We start from the raw sequence: 13,057 nt of genomic DNA, 5'->3' as shown, positions 1-13,057 counted from the left end.
GCTGCCTTTCGGGCAGCGGGACGTCGTCGTTCGAAGCGGATCGGGATCTTCGACGAAGCGCTGATCAGCCGCTGCCGCGGTCAACCCCGCAGCCGTGCTCGCCCGCGAACGTCGGTCCCGCCTGCCCGGTGGGCGGGTGAGGACCGACGCCGCGCCCGAGATGCCCGGCGGTGCCGAGGGGTGTCGGCACCAACTGGCCGGGGCTGCCTCGTGGTTGATCAGCGGCCGGAGCCCGCATAGACGACGGCTTCGCCGCTGTCGCTGTCGAGTCCGAAGGCGGTGTGCAGCGCGAGGACCGCCTTGGCGATGTCATCCTCGCGGGTGAGCGCGGTGATCCGGACCTGGGCGGTGGACGCCATGAACACCTCGGCCCCCGCGGTGTCCAGGGCCTCGAAGAACAGGGCCGTCACCCGGGGATCGGCTGCTATCCCCGCGCCCACCAGGGAGACCTTGCCGACCGCGGTGTCATGGCGCACGTCGCGGAACCCGATGTCGTCCCGCATCCGCCGCAGCGCGGCAACGGCTGCCCTGCCGTGCGCCTCGGGGACGGTGAACGAGAGCGTCGAGGTGTGGCGCGCCCACAGGTCGAGGTGGATTCCGGCATCGGCGACGGCCCGCAGGATCCGCATCGCGTTGCCTGCCCCTTCGGGGACGTCGAGCACGGTGATCCGGGCCACCGAAGTGTCGTGGGCCACACCGGAGATGATCGCGTCTTCCATCTCTTCCGTTTCTCCTTCTCGTGGTTCCCGTGGTTCCGAGGGTTCGGGCGATCGTTGGCGGTCACGGACCCAGGTGCCGTCGCGTCCCGAGAAGGACGAGCGGACGTGGAGGGGCACGCGGTGGCGGCGCGCGTACTCCACACAGCGCGCCAGCAGCACCCTGGAGCCGGCAGAGGCCAGCTCCAGCATGTCTACGGCACTGATCTCGTCGATCTTCCGAGCCTTGCCTGCCACCCGCGGGTCGGCGGTGAAGACACCGTCCACATCGGTGTAGATCTCGCAGACCCGGGCGCCGAGCGCGGCGGCCAGGGCCACCGCCGTGGTGTCCGAGCCACCCCGGCCCAAGGTGGTGACGGTGTCGGTCTCCCGCGCGACGCCCTGGAATCCGGCCACGATCGGGACGCTGCCCGCGTCGAGGGCGGCGAGGATCCGGTCGGGTGCCATCTCGACGATACGGGCTCCGTTGTGCACCGGCTCCGTGATGACTCCCGCCTGGCGGCCGGTGAACGACCGGGCCTCATGGCCGAGTGCCGTGATCGCCATGGCCAGCAGGGCCATGGAGATCCGTTCTCCCGCGCTGAGCAACATGTCGAACTCGCGCCCACCTGGGTCGGGTGAGACCTGCGCGGCCAGCTCCACCAGCTCGTCGGTGGTGTCGCCCATCGCGGAGACCACGACCACCACCTCGTCCCCCGCGCGCCGGGTCGCCACGACGCGGCGGGCCACCCGCATGATGCCTTCGGCATCGGCCACGGACGAGCCGCCGTACTTCTGCACGACCAGTGAGCCGCGCCGGGCGGGCGGGACGGTGGCCGCGGGGATGGAACGGATATCGGGCATCGTGAACTGAGGCGTTGTCACGTACGGGGGTTGCCGTGCCCACCGGAAACGTTTACCGGAATCGCCAAGGAATTTCCGCGACTTGGGTTCTCCGAATGATACCGAGGTGAAACGCGGGTGATAACCGGATACCGGCAGCCTGATTGCCGAGAACCCGGACCGAAAGGAGGGAAAGTGCCGTCCCACGATTCGTTTGCCCGCCGGATACGCCTGCGGCGACTCCATCACCACGACCCGGAACGGCTGTTCATCGTCCCGCTCGACCATTCCGTGACGGACGGCCCGATCGCCGGACGAAAGGAGCTCGACCGGCTCGTCGGCACACTGGCCGCCAGCAACGTCGACGCGGTGGTCGTCCACAAAGGAGTGCTCCGCTACATCGACTCCGCGTGGTTCGACCACACCTCACTGATCGTCCACCTCAGCGCGAGCACCGTGCACGCCCCCGATCCCAACGCCAAGTACCTGGTGGCGACGGTCGAGGAGGCGCTGCGGCTGGGCGCCGACGCGGTGAGCGTCCACGTCAACGTCGGCTCGGACGCGGAAGCGCAACAGGTCGGCGATCTGGCGCGGGTCGCCGACGCCTGCGACCGGTGGAACATGCCGTTGCTGGCGATGATGTACCCGCGCGGCCCGAAGATCACCAATCCGCAGGACCCCGGCCTGGTGGCACACGCCGCCCAACTCGCCGCGGACCTCGGGGCGGACCTGGTCAAGGTCCCCTACGTGGGTTCGGTGGCCGCGATGACCGACGTCTCCCGGTCCTGTCCGGTCCCCCTGGTGGTGGTCGGCGGACCGCGCCGGGAGGCGGGCGACGCGGTCGTGGCCTACGTCCAGGACGCGCTGCGCGGCGGCGCGGTCGGCGTCGCCATGGGCCGCAACGTCTTCCAGGCGCCCGACCCCGGCGCCATGGCCCGCCGGGTGGCAGCCGTGATCCACCAGGAGGTGGCTCTCGCCCCGGCCGGGGTGCTCGCGGCCGAAGTCGCCGCACTCAACTGAGCCCTCGGCCCGTTCGCACCCCACCCCGCTCACTCCGCTCCACCGCACCCTCATCACAAGGAGTCATCCGTGAAGCTGTCCTGGCTGGACATCCGCGCCGCCAAGAGCGCGAAGAAGGCAATCATCGAGGAGGCCGTGCACCAGCGCGTCGACGGGATCGTCGCGTCCAACCTCGCGGACCTCAAGGGCCTTCCGCCCACCGTGAAGAAGGTCTTCCTGCCGCAGGGCAAGGAGTTGCCCGCGGAACTGGCCCCCGCGGACGTGGTCATCCTGAGCCCCGGCCAGGGCAACCGCGCCGAACTCGCCAAGGCGCACCCGACCATCGAGTTCGGCCGCTTCGTCGAGATCATCGACGCGGAAACGCTGGAGGACGCCTGCGAGTCGGCGCGGACCGAGCAGTGGAGCCTGCTGCTCTTCCGCGACCCCACCAAGATCCCGCTGGAGATCGTCATCGCGGCCGCCGCGCAGTCCACCGGCAACATCATCACCGTCGCCAAGGACGTGGAGGAGGCGGAGATCATCTTCGGCGTGCTGGAGCACGGCTCGGAGGGCGTGATGATGGCCCCGACCGCGGTGGGCGACGCGACCGCGCTCAAGATGGCCGCCGAGGCCCAGCCGGGCGAGCTGAACCTGGTGGAGCTGGAGGTGGTCCGCACCGAGCACATCGGCATGGGAGAGCGGGCCTGCGTCGACACCTGCTCGCACTTCCGCGAGGACGAGGGCATTCTCGTCGGCTCGCACTCCAAGGGCATGATCCTGTGTGTCAGCGAGACCCACCCGCTGCCCTACATGCCGACCCGCCCGTTCCGGGTGAACGCGGGTGCGATCCACTCCTACACGGTCTCGGGCGAGAACAGCCGGACCAACTACCTCAGCGAGCTCAAGGCGGGCAGCAAGCTGCTGGCGGTGGACGTCAAGGGCCAGACCCGGGTGGTCACCGTGGGCCGGGTGAAGATCGAGTCGCGTCCGCTGATCTCGATCGACGCGGTGGCGCCGGGCGGGCAGAAGGTCAACCTGATCCTGCAGGACGACTGGCACGTGCGGGTCCTCGGCCCGGGCGGCGCGGTGCTCAACAGCACCGAACTCAAGCCTGGCGACAAGGTCCTGGGCTATCTGCCCACCGCGGACCGGCATGTGGGTTACCCGATCAACGAGTTCTGCCTGGAGAAGTAGACCGCACGGCCACCGGTACGGCGGCATTCCCCCGCACCCCCGCATGGGTACCGCGCACCGCACGGCGCGGTACCCATGCGCGCGCCGTGAGCGGCTGGTGTGGGAGGGCCCGGGTCGGCCGGTGGGCAACCGGCCGCCGGGGCCATCGTCACGCCCGGAAGCGGATCGGGACGCCGGGGGCGGCACCTTCGCGGTGCGGGGATCAACGGACGAAGTTGATCTCGGAGTACTGCTTGTTGGGACCGTTGAGGAGCGTGCTGTGCTTGTGGAGCAGCTCCTGGTCGAAGAAGGCGGCGAGGTAGACGCGCTGGATCTCGATCGCGCGGTTCGGGTCGATCGTGCCGTACGCCTGCTGGAGCTGGTCCTGCGAGATCCCGAGCAGGCCCGCCTCCTGCGGCGCCAACGCCTCGTTGTCGCTGAACGACAGGTGCGCCGAGCCCTGGAGTTGGATGTCGACCCGGTACCCGGTCAGGTGCGACCACAGCGTGCGCCACGACCCGTCGTCGTTGCGGTTGTGGGTGCCGGAGCTGAAGAGCATGAAGGGGCGGTCCAGGTCCTTGCGCGGTGCCGAGCCGAAGAACTGGCCGTCCAGGTCGGCGCCCGCGGCGATGCGGTGGTCGAGCTGCATGGCGGTGTCGACCGCCCCGCCGCCCAGCGACCAGCCGAACATCCCGATGCGGGACATGTCCACCGCCTGCGACAGCCCGGCGGGCAGCCTGGCGTGGTCGACGTCCGGGTTGCCGCCCTTGGCGAGCGTGGCGAGCTGGTTGATGACGAAGTGGATGTCAGCGGCGCGCACGTCGAGGAAGTCCGCGTCGGGCGGCATGGTCGCGACCTCAAGCCGCCCGCCGGGGAACTCCACCTCGTTGGCGTCGTGGGTGTGGTCGACGGTGACGACGAGGTAGCCACGGCTGGCGAGGTCCTCGGCGAGCGCGGTACCCATCGCGCGGTCCGAGTGCAGCCCGGTGGAGTAGAGCAGGACGGGCAGCTTGCCGAGCTTGGTGTCGACCGGGGCGAGGACATGCCCAGCGGTTGTCGGCAGGGCCACCTCCTGCGGCGTCAGTCCCTGGGAGGCGAGGAAGTGGGCACCGGAGACCGACGGCATCCACGGCGCCTGGTAGTGCCCGGAGGTGGCGGCGGCCGGGTACCAGAGCGTCGTCATCACCTCGCGCGGCTGGTCGCCGAGCGCGTACGGGTCCCTACGGGACTTGTCGACGAGGTGGAGGCTGACCGTCCCCACCCGGTAACGCCCGGTCGGCGCGGGGAGGTTGAGCTGGAGCGCGGCATCCTTGCGGCCGTCGGTGACGGCTGGGTGGACGCGCCCGTGCGGCAGCGGTGCCGCATCGTGGACGGGCGCCCAGGGCACGTCCTCGTCGGGCGAGACCCCCGTGGCGGTGGGCGTGGTCTTGCCGGGCGCCTTCGCGGCGGCCGACGCGGGCGCTATCCCCGCGCCCAGGACGACGGCCAGCGCTCCTGCCGTGCCCACGGCTCTGGAGAGCACGCTGCCGCGGCGGCGCGGACGGCGGTGTAGCGACATGGAGAAACCCCCTTGGTGGTCCGCGATCGCAACGACCGGCGATCGACTGCCGCACACCGTACCGTCACACCGCTCACACATGTTCGTCAGCCCCGCGACGGCGCTCCAACCGCCTTGTACGTCGCGGGCTTTCCGATGGTTCAAGCGCGCCCGCTCCTCTTGGCTGAACGGGCTCACCCGATGGGTCGGCAGTCGTAGAGGGTGAAACTTCCGTTGGTGGTACGGCCGTAGGCGGTGGGGGGAACCCGGCTGCAGTTGGCCTTGACCCAGGTGCTGGCGGGGGTGGTGGAGCGCTGGGTGGTGAGCATCGCGTAGCGCAGCTGGTGAGTGGCGACCAGTTCGCCGAACTGCTGGGCGGTGGGGAAGGGGGTGCGCCCGGTGAATCCGCCCATGACGAGCATGGGTTGGGACGTGGCGCGCAGCAGCGGTTCGGCGGTGTACGCGGCCTGCGTGGCGAGCAGGTACTTCTCGCCCTGGCGGTGCGCGGTGAGGTAGTCGAGCACCGCTCGGTCGCGGGCGGACGGCCGGTCGAGCCCGATGGTGCTGACCTTGGCGCGGTGGCGGACCAGGTCGGCGTAGGCGGTGCCGACCGGACCGGCCACCGGCGAGGTGGAGGCGCCGGCGTAGCGCGGGTCGAGGCTGCAGACGGCCCACCCGGCCGGTACGACCAGCGTGGCCGCCACACCGCACGCCAGCGCACCGTGCACCAGCCGCCGGGAGGTGCACGCCCCCCGTATCCACAGACCCAACGCGCCGCACAGCGCGAGCATCACGGCGACCGGCAGCGACCGGGAGACGAACCCGCTCGGCCAGTCGAGCACCAGGGCCCACACCACCGTCAGCACGATCGCGCCGGGCAGCACCGGTCGCCGGGCTCCGCCGCTGTCGTACTCCGTCCAGAAGACGGCGAGCCCGGCACCGGCGAGCGCGGCGAGCGCCGGTGCGATGACGGCGGTGTAGTAGGCGTGGTTGCCGTTGGAGACGCTGAACACCACGGCGTGGACCACCAACCAGCCGCCCCACAGCACGAACCCCGCGCGCAGCAGGTCGGTGCGCGGCAGACGCGCGCGCCACACCAAGCCCAGCACCAGGGAGAGCACGGCGAGCGGCAGGAACCAGGCGACCTGCGGGCCGATGGTGTGGTTGACCAGCATTCCCCAGCCGGTGTTGCCGGTGGTCCGGCTGGCGGCGGTGCCCGGGACGGCCCCGAACGCGGTGGGGTTGCTACCGAAGCGGCTCAGGCCGTTGTAGCCGAAGACCAGGCTGAACGGGTTGTTGTTGGACGTCCCGTCAAGGTACGGGCGGTCGGCGGTCGGCGTCGCCCAGGCGATCAGCATCCAGAAGCAGGAGACGGCCAGGGCCGTCATGCCGCCCAGCAGGACGCGCACCGCCCGCTTCAACGGCGCGCCAGGGGCGGCGAGTTGGTATACGGCGCCGAAGACCGGCAGCACCAGCCAGGCCTGCAGCATCTTCGTCTGGAAGGCCAGCCCGACCCAGATCCCGCAAGTGATCAGCGGCAGCAACCGCCCGGTGCGCACGGCCTTCTGCAGCGCGCCGGCGGCCGCGACCAGCAGCAGGGTGAGCGCGGTGTCCGGGATGGTGGCCCGGTTGAGGACCACGGTGACCGGGGTGAGGGTGAGCACCAGTGCGGCGATCAGCGCGGCGAGCGGCCCCGCCCAGGCGCGCACGACGCGGTGCAGCAGATAGACGGTGAGCACGCCTTCGACGACCTGCGGGAGCGCGGCCGCCCAACTGTGCGGGCCGAAGAGCCAGACGGCGACGGCGTCGGGCCAGAAGGCGCCGGGAAGCTTGTCGATGGTGATCGAACCGCTGGGGTCGAGCCCGCCGAAGAGGAAGGCACGCCAACTGGTGGCCATCGACCGTATGGCGGCGCTGTAGTAGGGGTGGATCGCGGCGTGCCCGATGCCCCAGGCGTACAGCACCGCGGCGAGGGCGAGCACCGCCGCCAGGGCCGGGCGCTCCCAGCGCAGGACGGCTTCCCGCCGACGGAAGCGGCGGGGCGCGGCCCGGTGGCGGCGGTGCGCGCCGGTGGGCTTGGCTGCGGGGATGGTGGCCATGGCGGGTCCCTCTAAGGTACGGGTCGGGTCAGCGGGGGCGGAGGTGAAGGGCCGTCACAGGCGGCGGGCGGTACGGAAGCCGCGGGCGTAGAAGTCGGTGCCGTCCAGCAGCGCGTGGCCGGACTTGTCGCCCATGGTCGGGCCGTTGGCGGCGGAGCGGCTGGAGTAGAAGCGGTGGCGGCCCCGGTCGTCCAGTCCCAGATACATGCCGCAGTGGTCGATCAGCTTCGGATTGGACTTGATGATGGCGAAGAAGACCAGGTCCCCGGGTTGCAGGACGCTGAGGTCGGTCGGCTGCCGCCCGGTGTCGGGGATCAGCAGGCAGCCGGGACCGTAGGCGGCGATGGCGAAGGCGCGGCGCGGCAGGCCCGCACCCGCGGCGTTGGTGTTGTGCAGGGGCAGGCCCATTCGGTAGCCCCACACCAGGCGTTGGAAACCGGAGCAGTCGACGTCGCCGTAGCGGGCCTGCCGCGGGTCGGCTCGGGTGCCGTCCGGAAAGGTCCAGGGAATGCCCAGGTAGTCGTAGAAGTCGGACTGTTCGTCGTGGTAGGCGAAGTCCATCGGGTTGCTGACGTTGGTGTTGCGCGGGCCGAAGTGCGCGGTTCCCGCGTAGCGCACGCCGGAGGCGTTGTACTTGTCGGGGGCCCCGGCGCTGCTGTACTGGAACGCCACCGCGAAGACATCGGGACTGGTGTCGCCGAGCGCCTTGGCGAACCAGCCCCGGAACCAGGCGGACTTCTCCATGCCCTGCCGCCACTCGTGGGGCAGCACCCTCACCCAGGCGTCGGTGGTCACCACGGCCGCGGTGGTCCGCGGCTCGGTGAAACGGCGGGAGGGCCCGGTGAGCACGGCGGTACGCGCGCCGTCGGTGAAGGTGGCGAGCGTGGCGCCGTCGGCGGCCCGTACCACGGTGCGGTCCGGGGCGGACAGCCGCTCGAAGCCGTAGCCGCCGGTGGGGTGCGCACCACCGCCCGTCCCGCTGTCGTTCCCGCCGCCGAGGCGGTCCCAGGCGTATCCGCCCGCCGCGGCGGTGGCGGCCACGCCTGCGATGGTCCCGAGAACCGCACGGCGGCTCACCCGCCGTGGGCTGTGTCCGGGGTCGTGGTGCATGGCATGTCTTCCTGGGTAGTGCGGGTCAGCCGGTCGGCAAGGCGCCGAGCAGCAGTCCGCCGACCAGTACCACGTAGGTTGCCAGCGTCACCGCCGTCGTGGAGATGAGGGTGGCCGCCAGCGGCTGGCGGACCAGTTGGTAGGAGATGAGACCCGGCACGATGAAGCCCAGCGTCTGCGAGGTGTAGAGCAGCGGGAACTCGTGGTTGAGCGCGAGCATCACCGTGGTCTGGGCCAGCACCGCGCACAGCACCACGGCGGCGAACAGCCGCTTGCCGTACAGGATCACGTTGCGCTGCAGCAGCTTGGTGGCGAAGAACGTCAGCACGGCGACGGCCACCATCAGCGCGGCCATCTGCACGTCGGTGATGAGGGTGAGGGCGACCCAGCCCGGGGTGATCATCCCGCCGGGCGAGAGGTTGGTGGTCAGGTAGCAGATCAGCGAGAAGACCAGCCCGAGGGCGATCCCGAGCGCGGCGGTCTGTGCGGTGAGGTGGGCGGGGATCACTTACGGGTTCCTCGTCGGCTGGTACGGATCGTGGGGGTGGTACGGGGCGGCCTCTCCGTCGCCGCCGCGCTGGGCCGGGTGGCCGTGGCGGTCGGCGAACCGGCGGGCCAACTCACGCTGTCCGGGGACGTGCAGGCCGTAGGCCGGGGTCTCCAGTGGCGCCACCCAGCTGTACGGTTCCGGCTCCGGCGGCCGGGACACCGCGATCTGCACGGTGTCCTGGTCCAGGCCGTCGGGCGCGAGGGCGAGTGGCTCGTCGGAGTCGTCGAGCGGCAGTTCGGCGAGGCACTCCAGGAACAGCTCGCCCTGGCCGTGGATGTTGCCGATCGCCACCAGCGAGGAGTTCGGGGAGAGTTCGGCGAGCATCGCGGCGGTCAGCTCCTGCGGGTCGCGGCGGTCGCCGCCGAGGTCGACCACCCGGCCGGTGAAGCCCGTGGGAATCGCGTCACGGGCGCTCTTGGTCGGGTGCCCGATCAGGAACACCACTTCGGCACCGAGGTCGGAGACGATCGCGCCCATCTGGCCGTTGCGCTCCACCCGGTCCGGGCGGCAGTTGATGACCACGTTCAACGGCCGCCGAATGGCGCCGAGATCCTCCAGCTGCTTCACGTTCATCAGCGTGGACTCGGGGTCGTTGGCGGCGAAGACGTTGGCGAACCGCAGCCGCTTGCCCTCCGGTGTGACGTAGCGCTCCACCGACAGCACGCCCGGGTCCGGCGGAGCGTCCCACATGCCCTGCAGCGCGGTCTGCCGTTCCACGCCGAGCAGTTGGGCCACCGCGAGGGCGATCGCCACGTTCTCCTTGAAGGTGAACCAGGAGAAGCCGCGCAGCTCCGCGTCGCTCACCGTCTCCGGATCGACCGCGACCAACCGGCAGTTCCGCTTGTCGGCCTCCTCCTGGAGGATGTGCAGCCGCTCCTTCTCCGCGGTGACGCAGATCCCGCCGACCGGCATGGAGCGGGAGAGCGAGCGGGCGACATCGTCGAGGGTCGGTCCCATCTCCTCAAGGTGGTCCTCACGGACGTTGCACAGCACGCCGATGGTGGAGCGGATCAGCTTCTCCTGGTTGACCTCCTGCAACGCGGGCATCACCGCCATGCACTCGATCACCAGCGCGTCCGGCCGGTACGCCGCCGCCCGCCGCACGATGCCGATCTGCTCGACGATGTTGGACAACCCGAACTTGCGGTACACCGGCTCCTCGGTGGCGTCCGGGTGGATGAACCGGGCGGCCGTACCGGTGGTCTTGGCGACGGTGACCAGCCCGCCGCCGCGCAACGCGCCCGCGCACAACCGGGTGATGGAGCTCTTGCCGCGGATGCCGTTGACCAGCACCCGCGTCGGTATCTGCTCCAACGAGGCGAAGTGCCGCTTTTGCTCCAGCACTCCGGCTACCAGCAGCCCGATGCAGCACAAGAGCAGGACGAGATACAGGAAGAGCACGTCGGTTCCGTCCTTCTACCGCGGAGGTGCGCTGGTGTGCCGGGAGTGGGCGGGGGCGCCGGGTGGGGCGGCGGCCGCATGACCGGATCTGCTCGCCCGGCCCCGTTCCGCCAGGGCCTGCCGGATCAGTTCCAGGCTGCGGGTGACCGAGCCCGCCTCGTCGTGGTTGACCGGGTACAGCACGGTGCGCCGATCGCCACCGGCGAGCCGCTCGGCGAGCACGGCCATGGTGCGCAGCGGGCGGATCACCACGATGTGCAGCCAGCCCAGGCAGGCCACGCCGACGGTCAGGCCGAGGATTCCGGCGAGCATGGTGCGCTGCTCGGCCTGGAACGCGGGGAGTTGGAGGGCGACCGCCGGTTCGGCGGTCACCACCCGCCAGCCGAGCCCGGCGGTGGGGCCGCTCTGGGCGAGCGGCGCGGCGGCGGCGACGGACGGGCCGGAGGAGGAGCTGAGCACGGCCGAGGTGGCGGTGCCCGCGGTCCCCGGGGCGCTCTGGGTGGAGGTGGCCAGCCGGGTCAGGCCCGAGCCGGGCAGCGGCTCGAAGGCCTGGTATCCGACGCTCGCCGCCAGCACCTTGTACTTCGCGTCGGTCACCCAGACGCCGCCCAGCTTCGGCCTGGGCAACTGGGAGTTGAGCGCGTTCACGTCGATCTCTCCGAAGAGCACCACCCCGCCGTCCTTGGCCGCCGGGATCTGGGCGTAGCCCGCGATCGCCGGTATCCGGCCCGAGGTGTTCACGGTGGTGATCCCGCTGCCTTCGGGGACGTGGACCAGGGTGCGCAGCGGCGTCTTGCCGACTCGCAGCACGATGTCGCCGGTGCGGCCGATCAAGTACAGCGAGCGGTACTGGTGGTGGTCGGCGAGGGTGCGCTTGAGGACCTCGGTCTGGGCGGCCGTCGTCCGGCCGGACAGGTCCTTCGCCACGTCCGTCAGGTCGGTGTACGACCCGTCGAGGGACTGCCTGATGCGGTTCGCCGCGATCTCGGTGCGCGCCTGCTGGTCGGCGACGACGGGCGACGGCACCGCGGACGCGGTATCGGCCCGGTTCAGCAGGAAGATGAGGGGCACCGCCCAAACCGCCACCAGCAGCAGCGCGACGGCGGCCAGCACCCTGCAGCCCGGGCCGCGCCGCACCGGCGCCTCCTGCGGACCGCTCTCGCCCAGCAGTTGGCGGCGCAGCGACTCCAACGCCCGCCCGATCCTGGCCAGTTCGCCGAAGCCGTGCACCGGCACCGGCCGGGCCAGCTCCTCCATGGCCCGCGGCCCGCCGCTCTCGCCCGCTCCCCTGGCCACCCGGTCGGCGGACAGGTACAGCCGCAGCAGCGGCCGCTGCACGGTGAGCCTCAGGAGCAGCCCGACCAGCAGCGCGATGGCGGCCAGCGCCCCGGCGGCGATCATCGCGAACCGCGAGTAGTCGACCGACGCTCCCGTGACGGGAACCGGGCGGGACGTCAGCACGACCAGCCCGAGGCCGTTGGCGTCACCGCTGCCGGAGGACGAGGCGACCGACGCCCATCCGGCCACCGTCCGCCGACCGCCCGAAGTGGCGCCCAGCAGGCTTCCGGAGGCGTCGGGACCGTGCCCTGACGCCGCCGCGCCAGCCTGCGCGGGGAGCCCGCCATCGGGTCCGTCCAGCGGCTGCGCCGTACCGCGGGCCGCGGTGGCGAGCACGTTGCCCCTGGCGTCCAGCACTTGGGCGGTGCGCCCGTCGCCGTACGAGGTGAGGGTGGGCAGCGCCTCGGAGACCACCAGCAGCCACTGCCTGCGCTGTGGCAGGGCGGCGTCCGGGTTCTGGTCCTGGTTGGCGTCCATGGCCTGCGCGGGCAGGGTGACCTTGGCGAAGTACAGCACCCGTTGTCCGGTGCCCGAGGTCACCAACCGCGGCGGGGTCGTGCCGTGGTCACCGGTCGGCGCCTTAGCGTCCACTCCGTTCAGCGGCACCGGCTCACCGCTGGTCGCCAGGGTCCGGCCGGACTGCGTGTCCAGCAGCGCGCCGCCGAGCACCGCCTTGCGCGTGGCGGCAACCGACTTGAGCACCGCCGCCGGGGTGGCGGCCCTGCCCGTCACCGTGTACGAGTCCCCGGTGCGGCGAACGGTGGCCGCCTCGGCGTCGATCGCCGTGCGCTCCGAGACCGCGAGGTCCGCGGCGATCTGCTGCTCGCCGCCCAGCACGGCGACCGGCACCTGTTCGCCGTGGATGCTGCCGAGGCCGACCACGGTGAGGGCGGCGACCACCAGCAACAGGACGATAAGGGAGGCGATGGGCGGACGGACTCCGCCGAGCAGCGGCATGTCGGCGCGGCGGCGTGTACGGTGCCGACGCGGCGCCCGGGAGACCGTGGGCAGGGCAGGCCGTCCTCTCACGATGGGCGCGTAGCGCCCGAATGTTTGACCAGCCCACACTTTAGCCGCAGCCGATTACACAACAATCACACTTTCGCTCCATGTGATGCAGAGTCATCGGCTCGCGGGCAGCCCTCTTGCGCCGCTCGACCTGGATGTCCACAGGCGGAACGCCACCTGCGGGGCGTCAGCGTGCGAACCGGCGGTCCCCGGCTAGTAAGACCACCGAGGCCTTCCACGACCTGAGGGCGGGCGGCACACCCGGCCAGGATGGCCGCCGGACTCATCGGCGAGGGAGCCGGGG

Annotated in this window: 8 protein-coding genes and 1 pseudogene; 2 read left to right on the top strand and 7 right to left on the bottom strand. The window is 71.3% G+C overall.

Annotation, left to right across the window (positions count from 1 at the left end; translation table 11 throughout):
• Positions 1-218 precede the first annotated feature (218 nt).
• The gene (locus NON19_RS05320) at positions 219-1,559 is read right to left on the bottom strand and encodes an aspartate kinase (RefSeq protein WP_255925443.1); all 1,341 of its coding nucleotides are present in this window, start codon (positions 1,557-1,559) and stop codon (positions 219-221) included.
• 174 nt (positions 1,560-1,733) lie between these two features.
• Here NON19_RS05320 and NON19_RS05315 point away from each other — a divergent pair, with 174 nt between their 5' ends.
• Both NON19_RS05315 and NON19_RS05310 read left to right on the top strand, forming a co-directional pair.
• Positions 1,734-2,558 (top strand): 2-amino-3,7-dideoxy-D-threo-hept-6-ulosonate synthase, encoded by an 825-nt coding sequence (locus tag NON19_RS05315; protein ID WP_255925442.1) that lies wholly within the window; start codon positions 1,734-1,736, stop codon positions 2,556-2,558.
• Positions 2,555-3,731: pseudogene (locus NON19_RS05310) on the top strand (3-dehydroquinate synthase II family protein). The gene NON19_RS05315 and the pseudogene NON19_RS05310 overlap by 4 nt, the downstream one beginning before the upstream one ends.
• A 202-nt stretch (positions 3,732-3,933) precedes the next feature.
• On the opposite strand, the gene NON19_RS05305 reads toward NON19_RS05310, so the two are convergent.
• The 6 genes from NON19_RS05305 to NON19_RS05280 form a co-directional block, all read right to left on the bottom strand.
• Positions 3,934-5,268, bottom strand: a complete 1,335-nt coding sequence (locus tag NON19_RS05305; protein WP_255925440.1) for an alpha/beta hydrolase family protein — start codon at positions 5,266-5,268, stop codon at positions 3,934-3,936.
• A 173-nt stretch (positions 5,269-5,441) separates the two neighbouring features.
• Positions 5,442-7,346, bottom strand: a complete 1,905-nt coding sequence (locus NON19_RS05300; RefSeq protein ID WP_255925439.1) for an ArnT family glycosyltransferase — start codon at positions 7,344-7,346, stop codon at positions 5,442-5,444.
• Between the two features lie 54 nt (positions 7,347-7,400).
• Positions 7,401-8,387, bottom strand: coding sequence for an NlpC/P60 family protein (locus NON19_RS05295; protein ID WP_255925438.1), 987 nt, complete (start codon positions 8,385-8,387; stop codon positions 7,401-7,403).
• 94 nt (positions 8,388-8,481) lie between these two features.
• A complete protein-coding gene (locus NON19_RS05290) occupies positions 8,482-8,964 on the bottom strand; it encodes a poly-gamma-glutamate biosynthesis protein PgsC/CapC (protein WP_255925437.1) in 483 nt (160 codons plus the stop codon).
• Positions 8,965-10,407, bottom strand: a complete 1,443-nt coding sequence (gene pgsB, locus NON19_RS05285) for a poly-gamma-glutamate synthase PgsB (RefSeq protein ID WP_255925436.1) — start codon at positions 10,405-10,407, stop codon at positions 8,965-8,967. It lies immediately after the preceding gene.
• Positions 10,408-10,422: 15 nt separating this feature from the next.
• Complete coding sequence (locus NON19_RS05280; RefSeq protein ID WP_255925435.1) at positions 10,423-12,774, bottom strand: HAMP domain-containing protein; 2,352 nt, start codon at positions 12,772-12,774, stop codon at positions 10,423-10,425.
• Between the last annotated feature and the right edge of the window lie 283 nt (positions 12,775-13,057).

It is taken from the genome of Streptantibioticus rubrisoli (assembly GCF_024436055.1).
Lineage (GTDB): Bacteria > Actinomycetota > Actinomycetes > Streptomycetales > Streptomycetaceae > Streptantibioticus_A > Streptantibioticus_A rubrisoli.
The sequence above is the reverse complement of the archived record's forward strand: the minus strand, read 5'-3'. Positions and strand labels throughout refer to the sequence as shown.

What these genes read in the sequence shown, in the direction of transcription:
- NON19_RS05320 (WP_255925443.1), bottom strand. Translation starts at nt 1,559, where the DNA reads ATGCCCGATATCCGTTCCATCCCCGCGGCCACCGTCCCGCCCGCCCGG.
- NON19_RS05305 (WP_255925440.1), bottom strand. Translation starts at nt 5,268, where the DNA reads ATGTCGCTACACCGCCGTCCGCGCCGCCGCGGCAGCGTGCTCTCCAGA.
- NON19_RS05300 (WP_255925439.1), bottom strand. Translation starts at nt 7,346, where the DNA reads ATGGCCACCATCCCCGCAGCCAAGCCCACCGGCGCGCACCGCCGCCAC.